This is a genomic window from Herbaspirillum sp. Her4, from assembly GCF_057961335.1.
The window spans coordinates 1936851-1953550 of sequence record NZ_CM176330.1; the positions used below are offsets into that span (position 1 = coordinate 1936851).

The following is a 16700-nucleotide window of genomic DNA, read 5'->3' on the forward strand; positions in this document are numbered from 1 at the left end:
AATTGTCACTCCATTACGAAACGGAAAAAATCGATGATCACATCGGAAAAACCGATTACTTTTTGGCGTGATAAAGCGGCAACGGCTTGAGGCAAAGCAACAAAAATGAAACCTGGGCCGGAAACAAAAAACGGCCTGCAGTAGCAGACCGTTGTTTGCGACATCAGATTGCGTTGCCGAAGCGGCAAGGCAGTCCTTGCTTCAGCGTGACTTGTAGGGATTGTCGTAGCCCAAGGTAGCCAGGATCTCGGTTTCCAGCGCTTCCATCTCGTCGGCTTCCTCATCGTCCTCGTGATCATAGCCCTGCGCATGCAGCACGCCATGCACCACCAGGTGAGCGGTGTGTTCTTCCACGGTCTTCTTCTGCTCGGCGGCTTCCTTCTCCAGCACGTCGGTACAGAAGATGATGTCGGCTTCGGTGACTTCGCTGTCTTCATCTTCCGTATAAGCGAAGGTCAGCACATTGGTGGCGTAGTCCTTGCCGCGATAGTCGCGGTTGAGGTCACGGCCTTCTTCGGAACCGACGAAACGCAGCGTCAGTTCGGCCGGCGCAAACAGCGCGGCCTGCACCCAGCGGCGCAGGAGAGGGCGGGTGATGCTGTCCTTGAGGCGGTCGTCGGCATATTGCACCGACAGCGTGAGTTTATGTTTTGGCATGGCGCGGCTTGGCGGATTTGGTCAGGAGATTGGTGGCAGTGCGGGCAGTGGCGCGCGCGGTATCCGGGCGCGGGTTGCCGGCGGCATCATAGGCATCGACGATGCGCGCCACCAGCGGATGGCGGACCACGTCGGCACTGGTGAAGCGCGAGAAGGCGATGCCGCGCACGTCATGCAGCACCGACAGCGCATCGACCAGGCCGCTCTTCTGGCCGTGATGCAGGTCGACCTGGGTGACGTCGCCGGTGATGACGGCCTTGCTGCCGAAACCGATGCGGGTCAGGAACATCTTCATCTGTTCCGGCGTGGTGTTCTGCGCCTCATCCAGAATGATGAAGGCGTGATTGAGCGTGCGGCCGCGCATGTAGGCCAGCGGGGCGATCTCGATGGCCTGTTTTTCGAAGAGCTTCTGCGTGCGGTCGAAGCCCAGCAGATCATACAGCGCGTCATACAGCGGACGCAGATATGGGTCGACCTTCTGCGCCAGATCGCCCGGCAGGAAGCCCAGGCGCTCACCCGCTTCCACGGCCGGGCGCGTGAGCACGATACGCTGCACGGCATCGCGTTCCAGCGCATCGACCGCGCAGGCCACGGCCAGGTAAGTCTTGCCGGTACCGGCCGGGCCGACACCGAAGGTGATGTCGTGTTCGAGGATGGCATTCAGATACTGGCTCTGGTGCGGCGTGCGTCCGCGCAGGTCGTGCTTGCGGGTCTTCAGGATGGGGCTCTCGGGCAGCGGGTCCTGGCTGTCCTTGTCATCGGCGGCAGGCGCAGCCGGTGCAGCAGCGGCCTTGCCACGGCGCGCCGGCAGTGGCGGCAGGCCGGCTTCTTCGTCGGCGGCGGCGTTGGCGCGCTGCTCCACCAGGGCCAGCTGGATATCGTCCACGGCCACCGGACGGTCGGCCTTCTCGTAGAAACGTTCCAGCACTTCCACGGCGCGTTCGGCGTTGGTGCCGGTAACCACGAAGCGGTCGCCACGGCGGAAGATGGTCACGTCCAGCGCGGCGGAAATCTGGCGCAGGTTTTCATCGAGCGCACCGCACAGGTTGGCCAGGCGCTTGTTGTCCAGCGGCTGGGGCGTGAAGTGATGAGGCTGATTGGGGATTTTTTTCAATGCACGATTCCGGTTAAGGGGATTGAATCATCAATGACGGGTCACGATCTCGCCACGCAGCGAGAAGGGGAAGGCTTCGGTCACGCGGACTTCGATGATCTCGCCGATGAGGCGCTGGCCGTTCGGACCACCGTCGAAGTTGACCACGCGATTGCTCTCGGTGCGGCCTTGCAGCTCATGCTCGCGGCGTTTGGAAACGCCTTCCACCAGCACCTTTTGCACCGTGCCGACCTGCGCGGCACTGATCTTGGCCGCGTTCTCGTTGAGCGCGGCCTGCAGGCGCTGCAGGCGGGCCAGCTTGACTTCCTGCGGGGTGTCGTCGGCCAGGCTGGCGGCCGGCGTGCCGGGGCGCGGGCTGAAGATGAAGGAGAAACTGTTGTCGAAGCCCACATCGGCCACCAGCTTCATGAGCGCTTCGAAATCTTCCTCGGTCTCGCCGGGGAAGCCGACGATGAAGTCCGATTGCACCGTGATATCCGGACGCACCTTGCGCATGCGGCGGATCACCGACTTGTATTCCAGCGCGGTATAGCCGCGCTTCATCGCCGCCAGCGTGCGGTCCGAGCCGTGCTGCGCCGGCAGGTAGAGGTGATTGCAGAGCTTGGGCACCTTGGCGTAGGTGTCGATCAGGCGCTGCGAGAATTCCTTGGGATGGCTGGTCACGAAGCGGATGCGCTCGATGCCCGGCAGCTCGGCGATGTATTCGATCAGCAGGGCGAAGTCGGCGATCTCGCCGTCTTCCATCACGCCGCGATAGGCATTGACGTTCTGGCCCAGCAGCATGATTTCCTTCACGCCCTGGTCGGCCAGCCCGGCCACTTCGGTGAGCACATCCTCAAAGCGGCGCGAGACTTCCTCGCCGCGCGTATAGGGCACCACGCAGTAGCTGCAATACTTGCTGCAGCCTTCCATGATGGAGACATAGGCGGTCGCCCCTTCCACGCGGGCCGGCGGCAGGTGGTCGAACTTCTCGATCTCGGGGAAGCTGATGTCCACCTGCGGACGGCCGCTGTAGCGCCGCTCGGAGATCATCTGCGGCAGGCGATGCAGGGTCTGCGGACCGAACACCATGTCCACGAAGGGTGCGCGCTTGATGATGGCGTCGCCTTCCTGCGAGGCCACACAGCCGCCCACGCCGATGAGCAGGTCGGGTTTGTCCTTCTTCAGCGCACGCAGGCGGCCCAGGTCGGAAAACACCTTCTCCTGCGCCTTCTCGCGAATCGAGCAGGTGTTCAGCAGGATCACGTCGGCCTCTTCCGGACGATCGGTCTTGACGAGGCCTTCGGCGAGATGGAGCACGTCGGCCATCTTGTCCGAGTCGTACTCGTTCATCTGGCAGCCGAAGGTTTTGATGAATACTTTTTTCTGCATAAATCTTTATCAGGCGAAGAGCGCAGGAAGGACGCATGGAACATGCGCGCGCCGGCGAGGAGGAGGGCGGCGGGCCGCTGGAATCTGCTGCTGCAGCGGTGGTGGAGCCCATCCCCGGAGGTTCGCGATTATAGCACCGCAGGCCCCGTGCAGCCGCCGCCAGCGCCGGGTGGGCCTGGCCATGATGCAATTCTCAGAGTTGCGCGCAGCAGTCCTGCAGCCATGCCAGCACGGCGCGCAGCCGGGGCAGGGTCTTGAGGTCGCGATGGAAGACCGCCCACAGTTCGCGCTGCAGCTGTGGCGCGGACTCCACAGTCTGCAGTTCCGGTGCCAGCAGATAGCTTGGCAGCAAGGCCAGGCCGACCCCAGCGCGCGCGGCCATGCACTGCGCCACCAGGCTGGTGCTGCGCAAACGCACCGGGTTGCCGGCGGCATGGTCGGCGATCCAGCGCGTCTCCGGAATGTCCGGCACGCCATCGTCATAGGCCACGAAGGGCGCCGTCTTGCGCGCCCGTCGCCAGAGCGCGACGTTGTCGGCCGTGCCACACAGGTAAAAACGCACCGCGCCCAGCGGCCGGGCAATCAGTTCGCCATCTTGGGGCTTGCCGAAGCGCAGGGCCAGGTCGGCTTCGCGCCGCGCCAGGCTCAGGGTCTGGTGGCCCAGCGCGAATTCCACGTCCAGCGCTGGCCATTGTTCCAGCAGAGCGGGCAGGCGCGGGGCCAGGAACATGGTCCCGATGGCATCGGTGCAGGCCAGGCGCAGCTTGCCTTCCAGCCGCAGGTCCCCGCCCGCCAGGGTGCGCGCCAGTTGCCGGGTCTGTTCCTGCATGGCGCGGGCAGCCGTCAGCACGCTCTCGCCCAGGCGGGTCAGTTCAACATCCTCGGCGCGGCGCAGGTACAGCGGACCCTGCAGGGCCTCTTCCAGCAGTTGCAGGCGGCGGCCGATGGTGGCATGCGTGACGCCCAGCGCGCGGGCCGCGCCGGAGAGGCTGCCGGCTTCGACGAAGGCCGCGAAGCTGCGCAGGCTCTCCCAGTCGGCATCCAGGGCGGCATGCATGGCTTGCGGGGAGGGCAAGGGCGCGGCCTTGCTGCGGGCTGTTAATTTTTTCACAGGGGCCTGGCGATTTTGGTGAATGGCAGTGCGAATTTTATCGGACTAAGATGGTCCGTCACTGTGCATTGACGTTCAGTTGCAGCGTTTTATCGACTTCTCTCGAACATTTTTTAACAAGGAACCGCGCATGTCCTCTCCCCAGACCCTGATCCAGATCGCAGGTGGCAGCGCCCGCGCCGCCACCTGGCAGGAAGCCGTCCTGCTCATCATCGACCACCAGACCGAATACACCACCGGCCGCGCACCGCTGGCCGGCATCGATGCAGCCGTGGGCCAGATCGCCGAGCTGCTGCGCCAGGCCCGTGCCGCCGGTGCGCCGGTGATCCACATCGTCCACCACAGCAAGCCGGGCAGTGCCATGTTCGATCCGCAAGGTCCGCACGTGGCCATCATCGACGGCGTCCAGCCGCAGGGTGAGGAGCTGGTGCTGCCCAAGGGCCTGCCCAACGCCTTCGCCGGTACCGCGTTGGACGAGGCCATCAGGAAGACCGGCCGCAAGTCCCTGATCGTGACCGGTTTTGCTACCCACATGTGCGTGAGTGCCACTGTGCGCTCGGCGCTGGACCATGGCTATGCCTCCACGGTCGTGGCGGCTGCCTGCGCTACCCGCGACCTGCCTGATCCCTTGGGCGGTGCGCCGGTCAAGGCGGCCGAGGTCCAGCGTGTGGCGCTGACCGAACTGGCCGATCGCTATGCCACCGTGGTGGCAGATGCGGCGGCGCTGGCCGGGGCCTGATCTCATTGCATGACGGCTTTTTCGCACTGCGCGAAAAAGACAATCACAAGGACGCTACCACCGAGGTAGCGTCCTTTTTTCATGCAGCTTGAAAATGATCTGACTTATTCATAAGGGGATCGATATCGAAAAAATTCAAAGAAAATTTCATCACGTTGACGACGAGGAACTAGCAATAATCAGAAATAACGCATGAATATTAAGGAGTGCTGAAATTCAGGAGACAGAATCGCTTAGTTTGTCGGCTTTCCGCAATTCGCGCATGTCCGCATCCGGTTGGCACGACAGCCGCCTGCCATGCGGCAGATGGGCGAGGCAAGCACAACAGGAGAAGCTGCTGTTGTGCTGCATTTCAATAAAGAACGCGCACGGCGCGCACGGATGGCCTGGCAGGCCGTCCTTAGAAAAAGGAATGAGTCGACCATGATTCCGGCCCCCTTCAGCGACCGGCTTGCAGCGCTGCTGGCCCGAGGCCAGCGCACCATACTCGGCATCGCCGGTCCGCCCGGCAGCGGCAAGTCCACGTTCGCCGCTGCGCTGCTGGCGCATGCACAGGCGCACGGACTGACGCAGTCCGTCATCCTGCCCATGGATGGCTACCACCTCGCCAATGCGGAGCTGGCACGGCTGGGCCGCGCCACGCGCAAAGGGGCGGAAGATACCTTCGACAGCGCCGGTTACGTCCACCTGCTGGCGCGGCTGCGCCAGCAGCAGGCCGATGAAGTCATCTACGCACCGCAATTCCTGCGCGAGATCGAGGAAGTCATTGCCGGCAGCATCGCCATCCCTGCTGATACCCGGCTCATCATCACCGAAGGCAATTACCTGCTGCTCGACCGCGGCCACTGGTCGCGCGTGCGGCCCTTGCTCGATGAGGTCTGGTATGTCGATGTCGATCCTGCCGTGCGGCTGCAGCGGCTGATTGCGCGCCACGTGCAGTTTGGCCGCAGTCCGGAAGAGGCCGAGGCGTGGGTGATGCACAGCGATGAAATCAACGCAGCGCTGATCGAAACGACGCGCAGCCGTGCCGACCAGATTGTTCGCCGGGACTGACCGTTCCGGCGTGTTGTATGCAGCAAGCAGCAAGCAGCAAAGGGTCGCGACAGGCCCCAGCCATCCCCCTCGAACTTCCAACAAGAACGGAGACCAGCATGATCCAGAAAACCCTCGCCATCGCCTGCGCCACTCTTGCACTGGGCGCCGCCACGGCCACTGCACAGGCGGCGGACAAGCCCCTCAAATCGGTCGGTGTCACCCTCGGCGATTTGGCCAATCCCTTCTTCGTGGCCATCGCCAAGGGCGCTGAAAGCGGCGCCCACAAGATCAATCCGGACGCCAAGGTCACCGTGGTCTCTTCCAAGTATGACCTCAACACCCAGGTCGGCCAGATCGAGAACTTCATCGCCAACAAGGTTGATCTGATCGTGCTCAATGCCGCCGATTCCAAGGGCGTCGGCCCGGCCGTGAAGAAGGCCAGGAAGGCCGGCATCGTGGTGGTGGCCGTGGACGTGGCCGCAGAAGGTGCGGACGTCACCGTCATGTCGGACAACACCATGGCCGGCGCCGAGTCCTGCAAGTTCATCGCCGACAAGCTGCAGGGCAAGGGCAATGTGGTCATCGTCAATGGTCCGCCGGTCTCGGCCGTGATGGACCGCGTCACCGGCTGCAAGGCCGAGTTCAAGAAATCGCCCGGCATCAAGATCCTCTCCGACAACCAGAACGCCGGCGGCAGCCGTGATGGCGGCATGACCACCATGTCCAACCTGCTGGCCGCGCAAGGCAAGATCGATGGCGTCTTCGCCATCAACGACCCGACTGCCATCGGGGCTGAACTGGCGATCCGCCAGGCCAAGCGCAGCGACATCAAGGTCATCACCGGGGTCGATGGCGCACCCGATGCCGAGCGTGCGCTCAAGGACAGCAAGTCGCTCTTCGCCGCCTCGCCCGCGCAGGACCCGTATGGCATGGCTGCTGAAAGCGTGGCCATCGGCTATCAGGTCATGAATGGCCGCGCCCCCGAGAAGGCCGTCAAGCTGCTGCCGGTCAAGTTGATCACGCGCGACAACGTGGCGGATTACAAGGGCTGGGTCCCGGCCAACTGAAGCCACGCATCTGGTAGCTCACCTCACAGGTGAGCGCGCCCGATCCGCAGCGCCCGCAGTCAGGAGATCTTCCGGCTGCGGGACGCGCTTGCCGCCCCGCGGCTGCTTTCCTTGATTGCCATGACTTCCACTCCCATTCTGCAGATGACCGGCATCAGCAAGTCCTTCGGGGCCACGCGCGCGCTGTCGGACATGCACCTGACCATCCGCCCCGGCGAGATCCACGCCCTCATGGGCGAGAACGGCGCCGGCAAGAGCACGCTCATGAAAGTGCTGTCCGGCGTCCATGCGCCTGATGACGGCCAGATCCGGCTGGACGGCAAGCCGGTCTCGCTGCGCGACCCCGGTGCCAGCCGCGCCGCCGGCATCAACCTGATCTACCAGGAACTGGCGGTCGCGCCCAACATCAGCGTGGCCGCCAATGTCTTCATGGGCAGCGAACTGCGCACACGCTGGGGGCTGATCGATCACGCCGCCATGCGCGCGCGCACCGATGCCGTCCTCCGGCAATTGGGTGCCAGCTTCCGTGCCTCGGACCGGGCCGGACGTCTTTCCATCGCCGAACAGCAGCAGGTCGAAATCGCCCGTGCCCTGGTGCATCGCAGCCGCATCGTCATCATGGATGAACCGACGGCGGCGCTCTCCGAACGCGAGACCGAGCATCTCTTCGGCGTGGTGAAACGCCTGCGCGATGAGGGCCTGGCCATCATCTACATCAGCCATCGCATGGCCGAGGTGTATGCCCTCGCTGATCGCGTGACGGTACTGCGCGATGGCAGCTTCGTGGGCGAACTGGCGCGCGAGGAGATCGATTCCGAACGCATCGTGCAGATGATGGTGGGCCGCTCGCTGGGCGAGTTCTACCAGCACACCCGCATGGCCCCGGAACGCGCGGCGGCCTTGCCGGTGGTGTTGCAGGTGCAGGATCTGGCGGGCGGCAAGGTCAGGCCGGCCAGCTTCGCGGTGCGTGCCGGCGAGGTACTCGGTTTTGCCGGACTGGTCGGTGCCGGGCGTACCGAACTGGCGCGCCTGCTTTTCGGTGCCGATGCCCGCAGCGGCGGCCACGTGCTGCTGGATGGCCAGGCGGTGCAGATAGATGAACCGCGCGCCGCCATGCGCGCCGGCATCGCCTACGTGCCGGAAGACCGCAAGGGCCAGGGCCTGTTCCTGCAGATGGCCGTGGGAGCCAACGCCACCATGAACGTGGCGGGCCGCCACAGCACGCTGGGACTGGTACGCAGCGGCGCGCTGGATGGCGTGGCGCGCGACGCCATCCAGCGCCTCAACGTCAAGGTCGCGCATCCCGGCGTGGCGGTGGGCAAGCTCTCCGGCGGCAACCAGCAGAAGGTCCTGCTGGCGCGCTGGCTGGAGATTGCACCCAAGGTTCTGATCCTGGACGAGCCTACGCGGGGTGTGGATATCTATGCCAAGAGCGAGATCTATCAACTTGTCCACAAGCTGGCCGAACAGGGCGTGGCCGTCGTGGTCATCTCCAGCGAGCTGCCGGAAGTGATCGGCATCTGCGACCGCGTGCTGGTCATGCGCGAGGGCAGCATTACCGGTGAACTGGCCGGCGCGGCCATCACCCAGGAAGCCATCATGCATCTGGCCACCGATGCGGGGGGCATGCATGGTGCGCATGGACAGGCCGCTCCGGCTTACGGCATGGCGCATTCGGGCTTGCCTTCTTCTCCTTCTTCTCATTCCTCCTAGTCATGGCTCATCCAACTCCTCTGCACAACAACGCGGCAGCGGCGCGTTCCTCTTCCACGGCGTCGCAATGGCTGCTGCACCGGCTGGGCATGTTGCCGGTACTGGTGGTGCTGTATCTGCTGTTCTATGCGCTCACCATCTATCTCAGCGGCGACGGCAGTTCCAACTTCGCCACCGCCGAAAACACCATGAACATCCTGCGCCAGGTCGCCATCAACCTGGTGCTGGCGGCCGGCATGACCTTCGTCATCCTTACCGCCGGCATCGACTTGTCGGTCGGCTCGGTGCTCGCTGTCTCTGCCGTGCTGGGCATGCAGATATCGCTCAGTGCCGCGCCGGGCTGGTCGATTCCCATGTTCATCGTGTCGGGGCTGTTGATGGGCATGGTCAATGGGGCCATGGTGGCCTTCCTCAACATCAATGCCTTCGTGGTGACGCTGGGCACGATGACGGCCTTCCGCGGGGCGGCCTATCTGCTGGCCGATGGCACCACGGTGCTGAACAATGACATCCCCAGTTTCGAATGGATAGGCAATGGCGATTTCCTGCACGTCCCCTGGCTGATCTGGGTGGCGGTCGCGGTGGTGCTGCTGTCCTGGGTGATCCTGCGCAAGACGGTGCTGGGCATGCACATCTACGCCATCGGCGGCAACCTGCAGGCGGCGCGCCTGACCGGCATCCGCGTGGGACTGGTGCTGCTGTTCGTGTATTCGATCAGCGGCCTGTTCGCCGGCCTGGCCGGCGCCATGTCGGCCAGCCGCCTGTATGGCGCCAACGGCAACTGGGGCAGCGGCTATGAACTGGACGCGATTGCCGCTGTGGTGCTGGGCGGTACCAGCCTCATGGGGGGCGTGGGCACGATCTGGGGGACGGTGGTAGGGGCGCTCATCATCGGCGTGATGAACAACGGGCTGACCATCCTCGGCCTGTCCTCGTTCTGGCAATACGTGGCCAAGGGCGCGGTGATCGTGCTGGCCGTGATCCTCGACAAATGGCGTCAGAAGGATGCTGCGCAATGACACTCTCTTCCCCATCCGGAGCCGGCATGTCCCTTCCCGATCTCGAAAGCCGCGCCTTCCTGCAGGCGCATGTGGCCGATACGCTGGCCTTTTACGACCGCCATGCCATCGATCCCGAGGGCGGATTCTTTCACTACCTGAAGGACGATGGCAGCGTCTATGAGCGCAGCCATCGGCATCTGGTCAGCGCGACGCGGCTGGTCTTCACGCAGTCCATGGCGTATCTGCATACCGGGCAATCACGCTATCTGGAACAGACGCGCCATGCCCTGGCGCATCTGCAGCGCTTCCGTCATGCAGAGGGACCGTTGGCCGGCCTGTATGCCTGGACCTTGCGCGATGGCCAGATCGAGGATGGCACCGTCATGGCCTATGGCCAGGCCTTCGTGCTGCTGTCATTCGCGCAGGCACACCGCGTCGGCCTGTGTGATGCGCAGCAGGTGGCGCAGGCGTATGAACGCATGGAGAGCGCTTTCTTTGAGCCTGCGCATGAAGCGTATGCGGACGAGATCACGCCCTCGGGCGAGCTGATTCCGTATCGCGGCCAGAACGCCAACATGCACATGTGCGAAGCCTGCCTCGCTGCGCATGTCGCCACCGGGCGCGCGGTCTACCTGGAACGTGCGCAGTTGCTGATCGAGCGCTTCGTGTTTGGATTGGCACGGCAATCGCAGGATCTGGTGTGGGAGCATTATCGTCAGGACTGGTCCCTGGATCACGACTACAACCGCGGCAACCGCGACAACATTTTCAAGCCATGGGGCTTCCAGACCGGCCACCAGACCGAGTGGGCCAAGCTGCTGCTGATCGCGCATGCACAGGAGCCGCGCCCGGCCTACGTGACGCGTGCTGCCGAATTGCAGGACGCGGCGTGGCAGCATGGCTGGGATGCCCTGTATGGCGGTTTGATCTACGGCTTCGATCCGGACCTGCGGCCGTATGACACCGACAAATATTTCTGGGTCCAGGCCGAATCCTTCGCCAGTGCATGGCGTTTGTGGCGCGTGACCGGGGAAGAACGTTTCCGCCAGCAGTATCACGCCATCTGGGCGTGGAGCTGGGCGCATCTGGTCGATCATCATCACGGGGCCTGGTTCCGCATTCTGGCCGCCGATGGCAGCAAGCTGGAAGACACCAAGTCGCCCGCCGGTAAGGTCGACTATCACACCATGGGCGCGTGCTGGGATGTGATGGAAGCGGGCGGCCTGCACGAGTGAGCAACACGCTCAGGGAATCTTCAGGAACACCTTGTCATAGATCTTGCGGATTTCCGCCACCGACTCCGGATCGTGCCATTTCTCGACGATGGCGCGATACGATGGCTTGGCGCGTTCGGCCAGCAGGACCTTGTTGACCTGCTCCACCACTTGCCGGCCCCATTCGTTATGGGGGCACATCACGCGATTGAAGACGACTTCATTGGCCTCCTGCATCGGCAGCGCCACCAGTTCGCCGGCATGGCCCATGGCGCGCGCCTGGTCGAAGGCCAGCAGCGGCAGCTCAACCATGTAGTCAAGGCGGCCGGCCAGCAGCATGCCGATCGCTTCCATCTGTTCGGAATAATTTTCACGCGGCGGATAGGTGGCCAGCAGCTTGTCCACCGTCGGGCTGTAGGAGCGGTCACGCATCACCGATGTAGTCAGCCGTGGGTCTTGCAGCAAGCCCGTCAGCGAGGTCCGGTGCCTGAATTCCTCCACGCGATCACGCCGCACGATGATGCGCAGCGGCAGGAAGATCGACATCGGCAGCGAGAGGTAGCCGTAATGCTCGCGCTCCGGGGTCTTGAGCATGCCGTTGAAGCACCAGTGACTGCCCTTGCGGATCTCGCTGTTGATGCGCGGGAAGGGGGCCTCCAGTTCGACGTGCTCGTAGCCGGGCATTTCCTTTTTCAGCACGTTGAGGGTGAGATCGAAGATGCCCTGATGCGCGAATTCTCCGCTGCGAATCATGTAGGGCGGCACATTGTATTTGCCCCAGGTGATCTGGTCGGCTGCCATCGCAATGGGCAGCATGGCCGCCATGCACGCGCAGCACACCAAGTGGGCGATGGGTTTGAGCCAATGACGGTGGAGCATGCGCGACTTCCTTTTCAGATGGGGGCAGCGGAAGACGACGGCGGCAACGCCGGTGCCAGCAACACACGATTGCGGCCATCGGTCTTGGCTTGATAGAGCGCCCGGTCGGCCGCTTGCAGCAAGGATTCCAGCCGCGCGTCGGGATGTGCTGGAACGCACCAGGCCACGCCGGCGCTGATGGTAATGCGGCCCAGAGCGGATCCGGCATGCGGCAGGTTCAGCGCATGGATGGCATCGCACATGCGCTGCAGGATGTGCTGGCCCTGGAGGCCATCGGTCTCGGCGAGGATCACCGCGAATTCTTCGCCGCCATAGCGCGCTACGGTTTCACCGGCGCGGCCGATGGTGTGCTGCAGTGTCTGCGCTACCTGGCGCAAGACCGCATCCCCGGCCACGTGGCCGTAATGATCGTTGTAGGGTTTGAACCAGTCGACGTCGATGAAGGCCACCGTCAGCGGCTTGGCGTGGCGCAGGCTGCGTCGCCATTCGTGATCCAGTGTCTCGTCGAAGCTGCGGCGGTTGGCGATGCCGGTGAGGCCATCGGTGAGGCTGAGTGAACGCAGACGCTCGTTGGCCTGCGCCAGATCACGCGTGCGTTCGGCGATGCGCAGCTCCAGCGATTTGTTGAGGGCGCGCAGGGATTCCTTTTCCTGTTCCAGTTGCGCGTAGAGCGCGCGGTTCTGGCGTGACTGCTTGCGCAGGCTGGACAGCATCGCGTTGATGGCATCGGCCAGGAAGTGCAGCTCATGGCGCGTGCGTCCGCGCAGGCGGATGCGTTGCGGATTGTCGGGGTGGTCGGGCTGGTTCAGATCCTGCCCGCGCACGAAGTCCGACAGCCGGGTGATGGGCCGTCCGAGCCAGCGATGGAAGACGTAGAGGAAGATGAACCACAGCACCAGCGTCTTGATGACCGAGTTGATGAGGATCAGCGTAAAGCCGTAGGCCACCTTGCGGATCACCACCTGGCGGCTGGAATAGACGGTCCAGGCACCGATGTCGTGGCTGACGCCGTGTTCATCGCGATAGAGAATCGGGAAGCGATGGCTGGTGGCGGCATTGAAGAAACCCGGCTTGACGGCACTGCGCGCGCCATCGGCGTCGACGTGGATCTGTTTGCCATCGTGATCGATGATATTGCCCAGGGCCATCACCAGCTTGCCTTGCGGGTCTTCGATCTTCACCCCGGTGACCACGGGCAGGTTGCTGATGCCGCGCAGGGTGGCCTTTTGCACGTCCCCCTGGAAGCGCCAGGTGGAGCTGGCCAGACTGGCACCGAAGGTCAGGTCCATGGCCCGCAATTCGTTGTCCACACCGGATTGCGTGTGCTCATATTCAGCGCCAAGTTGGAGGCAGGTCACGATCAGCGTCACCAGAAAGTAACTGCCGAAGATGATGCGCAGCAGATGGACTGCCAGGGAATTCTTGGAGAGCAAATTCATGTTCTTGCGTGGCGGGTTGCCTTGCTCAGGAGTTCGCGCGTGCGTGCAACGCAATGTAGATGCGGTATGCAGACATCGCGCCAGCGCGAGGGGTGCGGGCGACCGATGGCGAGACGTTACGTGGCGTCATGGCGTGGTGTGCAGGCAGTGCGGCGATGGTTGTAGCCACGGCGGACCAGCGCGCATTATTACGGATGCGCTGCTTTGGCATGGCGTGGAACTGCCGCATTGAATCTCCTCCCGCGGATGTGATGAGGGCCGTTGGCGGGCCGCTTAATTACTGGTCACGTGCGGGGTAAATTCTAACGTCAGGTGTTGCTGAGATGTTGGTGAAAGCTGCTTGAACGCAAGCAAATTGTCCATCTCGTTCGCATCATTGCCGCCGAGGCAGGAGTGTTGGTGAGGATTGTGCGCTCGCCGTTGCCCTGCGGCATGAGCGGAGATCCTTCGCAGGTTTGATGCGCTGACTGCGCTGTGCAGGGCGTGCTTGAAATGAACAGCCGTCACCGTGATGACGACTGTTCGGCTTGCCGGGCTTGCGCGCGTACTTGAGTTGCAACTGCCAGGATGAATATCAACCGCGCGCTCGTTTCCAAGAAAGGTAACGATACTGCGTAGGGTGGCTTACTTCTTCAGCCAGGCCAGGCGATAGAGTTTCTGGTCGTTGAGATAGAACGCCTGGATACTGCTGCGCACTGCTTCCGAATTTTTGTAGATGGTGAGGAACCGGGCAATGCGCGGATCGTTTGTCTTGTCGCTGCGGGCCACGAACTGGATGGCCCAGGAATCATCCTCGTAGCTGGTATAGGCCAGTCCCTTGTGCGCATCGAAGGCTTTGGAGGCGATGATGAAATAGGGGAAGCCCTGCGCCAGATCCACATCGGGCGTCACGCGGACCAGTTGCGGTCCCTCGACCTCGACGAACTGCAGCTTCTTGGGATTGGAGACGATGTCGGCCTGGGTGCCGAGCAGCCCTGTGTCAGGGCGTAGCGTGATCAGGCCTGCGTGCTGCAGCAGGCGCAGGCCGCGGCCGACGTTGACGGGATCGCTGGCGATGGCCACCTTGGCGCCGTTGGGCAGATCGGACAGGGAGTTGTATTTGCTGGAGTACAGGCCCAGGTAAGAGAGGATGCCAGCCTGCACGCTGGTGAGCTTGAATCCCTTGCTGCGCACGGCATTGGCCAGGTAATTGCTGTTCTGGTAGTAGTTCAGGTCGATGTCGCCGGCATCCAGCGCGATGTTGGGTGTGGCCCAGTCGCTGAATTCGATGACTTGCACATCCAGGCCTTGTTTTCTGGCTTCCTTGGCGGCGACTTCCACGGAGTCGGCGAAGACGCCGGGTACTACGCCAATTTTCAGTGGTGCGGCCAGTACGGTGCTGGCAACGGCCAGGCTTGCCAGCAGTACGGTGAGCTTTGGGATCCAGCGTTTGGTGATCGAGGGGAAAGCAGTCATGAAGGGGCCGTTTGCAAGAAAGGTCAGAGGGGTGAGAAGCGGGAGCCCAGTATAGGCAGGCACCTTCAGCGGCCCAACAAACGATTTCGCATTAGCTTCTTGGGGATTCGAGTAAGCGCGAAGTGGACCTCCGTCGGTGTTGTGGCAAGGTGGGCGCTCCACTTCTCGTGCTTGGTCGGGGGAAGTTCTCCGCAGTGTGGATCCGTGGCGGACACGCTGCGCGATGAAAAAAAGACTCCCAAGGTCAGATTTGTGTCCAACTTTGGGGTGCAGTTCAGCGGTGGGCTTTTCGTAGGGATCTGCATACGCATGAAGCGTCCACGTAGCGGTGGGCACTTGGCAAAGATGATTACTATGACCTTAATGGTTGGAACAGCTGAATAAGGCAGTTTTTCTATTTCTTGTGAAAAGCCACGTTTGCTCTTTTCAACTCGTTCTTAGTTGAACGGATGCATTTCATTCAAACTCTCCTGGCATACTAGTAGCTTTCGCTGGGTCATTTGAGTGATATTATGTCACTAGATTATTCCTTTTTTAAGATCTCACATGGATGCTCGCGCTGAAGACCTGCTATTACTCCGCAAAGTTCTTGAAATTTACGATCAGAAATATGTTGCCGAGTACCTCAATCACATTTCACCAAAGGCTTGGTGCCGGGAAACAGTTAATCGCTGGCTGAAAGGCAAAGCGTCGCCGAAATTAAGCCATCACGAATTTAATGAACTCGAGAAGCTGCTCCCTAAGCCGCCCTCAGTCGATTCGAATTATGAGTTTGATTTCATCGATCTTTTTGCCGGAATCGGAGGTATAAGGCGCGGCTTTGACGAAATCGGTGGCCGTTGTGTACTTACGAGCGAATGGAACAAATACTCGGTTCAGACATATAAGGCTAATCACTACGCTGATCCGGAGACGCACGTTTTTAACGAAGACATCCGGGAATTGACTCTGAGCCACCATGAGAACGTTTCGGAGGAGATCGCATACAAACACATCGATAAGGTAGTTCCGGATCATGATGTTCTGCTCGCCGGTTTTCCTTGCCAGCCCTTCTCAATTGCCGGTGTTTCGAAGAAAAATTCGTTAGGTTTGAAACATGGGTTCGAGTGTAAAACGCAAGGCACTTTGTTCTTTGACGTTGCTCGGATCATTGCAGTGAAAAAGCCAGTAGCTTTTGTGCTTGAGAACGTCAAAAATTTGAAGAGTCACGACCGGGGTAGAACGTTTAAGGTCATTATTGAAACCTTGGAAGAGCTTGGCTATTGGATCTCAGATGTTGCTCATTCGGGTACAAGTGACCCTAAGATTATTGATGGCAAATATTTCGTTCCTCAACACAGAGAGCGCATTGTTTTAGTTGGCTTCCGTAAAGATCTCGGAGTACATGACGGGTTTAGCCTTGCTGATATCTCGAAGTTTTATCCGAAGAAGAGCACAGCGCTCGGCGATATTCTCGAGCCTGAAGTCGATGAAAAATATATTCTTACTCCGAAGCTTTGGGAATATCTGTTTAATTATTCCATTAAGCATAAGGAAAAGGGAAATGGTTTTGGATACGGTCTCGTCAACAAGTCTTCAATCACACGGACTCTTTCTGCCAGATATCATAAAGACGGATCGGAAATACTTGTAGATAGAGGGTTTGATCCCAGGTTGCCTTTAAGCGCGCCCGAAAATCAAAAGAACCGTCCGCGCCGCTTAACGCCGAGAGAGTGTGCCCGTTTGATGGGATACGACAAGCCAAACGGTGCTGCATTTCGCATCCCTGTTTCGGATACCCAAGCATATCGGCAATTCGGAAATTCCGTGGTTGTTCCCGTTTTTGCTGCGGTAGCTAAGATGATGAGATCTAGAATCGTCGAAGGAAAATGTAAGGCTGTTATGCCGAGCCAAAAAGTGGCGTAG

At 61.4% G+C, this 16700-nt stretch carries 14 protein-coding genes; 7 read left to right on the forward strand and 7 right to left on the reverse strand.

The annotated features are described in order from the left end of the window. Window positions 1-201: 201 nt before the first annotated feature. The 4 genes from ybeY to ACWFUC_RS08900 all read right to left on the reverse strand — a co-directional run bounded on the left by ybeY (window position 202) and on the right by ACWFUC_RS08900 (window position 4199). Entirely contained in the window at window positions 202-657 is a 456-nt protein-coding gene (ybeY, locus tag ACWFUC_RS08885) for an rRNA maturation RNase YbeY (RefSeq protein WP_134221408.1), read from the reverse strand. Beyond that, window positions 644-1771 (reverse strand): PhoH family protein, encoded by a 1128-nt coding sequence (locus ACWFUC_RS08890; RefSeq protein ID WP_034332135.1) that lies wholly within the window; start codon window positions 1769-1771, stop codon window positions 644-646. Before ACWFUC_RS08890 ends, ybeY begins: the two co-directional genes overlap by 14 nt. Before the next feature lie 30 nt (window positions 1772-1801). Next, window positions 1802-3142 carry a tRNA (N6-isopentenyl adenosine(37)-C2)-methylthiotransferase MiaB gene (miaB, locus tag ACWFUC_RS08895; RefSeq protein ID WP_288069469.1) on the reverse strand — a complete coding sequence of 447 codons (1341 nt, stop codon included), beginning with the start codon at window positions 3140-3142 and terminating at the stop codon, window positions 1802-1804. A 193-nt stretch (window positions 3143-3335) separates the two neighbouring features. Then, window positions 3336-4199 (reverse strand): LysR family transcriptional regulator, encoded by an 864-nt coding sequence (locus ACWFUC_RS08900; protein ID WP_051156696.1) that lies wholly within the window; start codon window positions 4197-4199, stop codon window positions 3336-3338. A 184-nt stretch (window positions 4200-4383) separates the two neighbouring features. Between ACWFUC_RS08900 and ACWFUC_RS08905 the strand changes: the two genes are divergently transcribed. The 6 genes from ACWFUC_RS08905 to ACWFUC_RS08930 all read left to right on the forward strand — a co-directional run bounded on the left by ACWFUC_RS08905 (window position 4384) and on the right by ACWFUC_RS08930 (window position 11043). Further along, window positions 4384-4992, forward strand: coding sequence for a cysteine hydrolase family protein (locus tag ACWFUC_RS08905; RefSeq protein ID WP_252697624.1), 609 nt, complete (start codon window positions 4384-4386; stop codon window positions 4990-4992). 423 nt (window positions 4993-5415) lie between these two features. After that, window positions 5416-6045 (forward strand): nucleoside/nucleotide kinase family protein, encoded by a 630-nt coding sequence (locus ACWFUC_RS08910; protein ID WP_489624676.1) that lies wholly within the window; start codon window positions 5416-5418, stop codon window positions 6043-6045. A 98-nt stretch (window positions 6046-6143) separates the two neighbouring features. After that, window positions 6144-7094: an ABC transporter substrate-binding protein gene (locus tag ACWFUC_RS08915; RefSeq protein WP_039790115.1), complete on the forward strand. Its 951-nt coding sequence runs from the start codon at window positions 6144-6146 to the stop codon at window positions 7092-7094. A 120-nt stretch (window positions 7095-7214) separates the two neighbouring features. Then, window positions 7215-8807 carry a sugar ABC transporter ATP-binding protein gene (locus tag ACWFUC_RS08920; RefSeq protein ID WP_489624677.1) on the forward strand — a complete coding sequence of 531 codons (1593 nt, stop codon included), beginning with the start codon at window positions 7215-7217 and terminating at the stop codon, window positions 8805-8807. A gap of 2 nt (window positions 8808-8809) precedes the next feature. Then, entirely contained in the window at window positions 8810-9826 is a 1017-nt protein-coding gene (locus tag ACWFUC_RS08925; protein ID WP_134221415.1) for an ABC transporter permease subunit, read from the forward strand. Window positions 9827-9852: 26 nt separating this feature from the next. Beyond that, window positions 9853-11043, forward strand: coding sequence for an AGE family epimerase/isomerase (locus ACWFUC_RS08930; protein ID WP_489624678.1), 1191 nt, complete (start codon window positions 9853-9855; stop codon window positions 11041-11043). A gap of 9 nt (window positions 11044-11052) precedes the next feature. Here ACWFUC_RS08930 and ACWFUC_RS08935 read toward each other — a convergent pair whose 3' ends face one another. The 3 genes from ACWFUC_RS08935 to ACWFUC_RS08945 all read right to left on the reverse strand — a co-directional run bounded on the left by ACWFUC_RS08935 (window position 11053) and on the right by ACWFUC_RS08945 (window position 14795). Next, complete coding sequence (locus ACWFUC_RS08935) at window positions 11053-11847, reverse strand: TIGR02285 family protein (protein WP_489625525.1); 795 nt, start codon at window positions 11845-11847, stop codon at window positions 11053-11055. A gap of 68 nt (window positions 11848-11915) precedes the next feature. Beyond that, on the reverse strand, window positions 11916-13340 hold the full coding sequence (locus ACWFUC_RS08940; RefSeq protein WP_489637563.1) for a GGDEF domain-containing protein: 1425 nt from the start codon (window positions 13338-13340) through the stop codon (window positions 11916-11918). A gap of 624 nt (window positions 13341-13964) precedes the next feature. Next, window positions 13965-14795, reverse strand: a complete 831-nt coding sequence (locus ACWFUC_RS08945) for a MetQ/NlpA family ABC transporter substrate-binding protein (protein WP_204726037.1) — start codon at window positions 14793-14795, stop codon at window positions 13965-13967. Between the two features lie 546 nt (window positions 14796-15341). Here ACWFUC_RS08945 and dcm point away from each other — a divergent pair. Then, complete coding sequence (dcm, locus tag ACWFUC_RS08950; RefSeq protein WP_209568006.1) at window positions 15342-16700, forward strand: DNA (cytosine-5-)-methyltransferase; 1359 nt, start codon at window positions 15342-15344, stop codon at window positions 16698-16700.

What these genes read in the sequence shown, in the direction of transcription:
- ACWFUC_RS08900 (WP_051156696.1), bottom strand. Translation starts at nt 4,199, where the DNA reads ATGCATGCCGCCCTGGATGCCGACTGGGAGAGCCTGCGCAGCTTCGCG.
- ACWFUC_RS08925 (WP_134221415.1), top strand. Translation starts at nt 8,810, where the DNA reads ATGGCTCATCCAACTCCTCTGCACAACAACGCGGCAGCGGCGCGTTCC.
- miaB (WP_288069469.1), bottom strand. Translation starts at nt 3,142, where the DNA reads ATGCAGAAAAAAGTATTCATCAAAACCTTCGGCTGCCAGATGAACGAG.
- dcm (WP_209568006.1), top strand. Translation starts at nt 15,342, where the DNA reads ATGGATGCTCGCGCTGAAGACCTGCTATTACTCCGCAAAGTTCTTGAA.
- ACWFUC_RS08935 (WP_489625525.1), bottom strand. Translation starts at nt 11,847, where the DNA reads ATGGCGGCCATGCTGCCCATTGCGATGGCAGCCGACCAGATCACCTGG.
- ACWFUC_RS08910 (WP_489624676.1), top strand. Translation starts at nt 5,416, where the DNA reads ATGATTCCGGCCCCCTTCAGCGACCGGCTTGCAGCGCTGCTGGCCCGA.
- ACWFUC_RS08940 (WP_489637563.1), bottom strand. Translation starts at nt 13,340, where the DNA reads ATGAATTTGCTCTCCAAGAATTCCCTGGCAGTCCATCTGCTGCGCATC.
- ACWFUC_RS08920 (WP_489624677.1), top strand. Translation starts at nt 7,215, where the DNA reads ATGACTTCCACTCCCATTCTGCAGATGACCGGCATCAGCAAGTCCTTC.
- ACWFUC_RS08905 (WP_252697624.1), top strand. Translation starts at nt 4,384, where the DNA reads ATGTCCTCTCCCCAGACCCTGATCCAGATCGCAGGTGGCAGCGCCCGC.
- ACWFUC_RS08930 (WP_489624678.1), top strand. Translation starts at nt 9,853, where the DNA reads ATGTCCCTTCCCGATCTCGAAAGCCGCGCCTTCCTGCAGGCGCATGTG.
- ybeY (WP_134221408.1), bottom strand. Translation starts at nt 657, where the DNA reads ATGCCAAAACATAAACTCACGCTGTCGGTGCAATATGCCGACGACCGC.
- ACWFUC_RS08945 (WP_204726037.1), bottom strand. Translation starts at nt 14,795, where the DNA reads ATGACTGCTTTCCCCTCGATCACCAAACGCTGGATCCCAAAGCTCACC.
- ACWFUC_RS08915 (WP_039790115.1), top strand. Translation starts at nt 6,144, where the DNA reads ATGATCCAGAAAACCCTCGCCATCGCCTGCGCCACTCTTGCACTGGGC.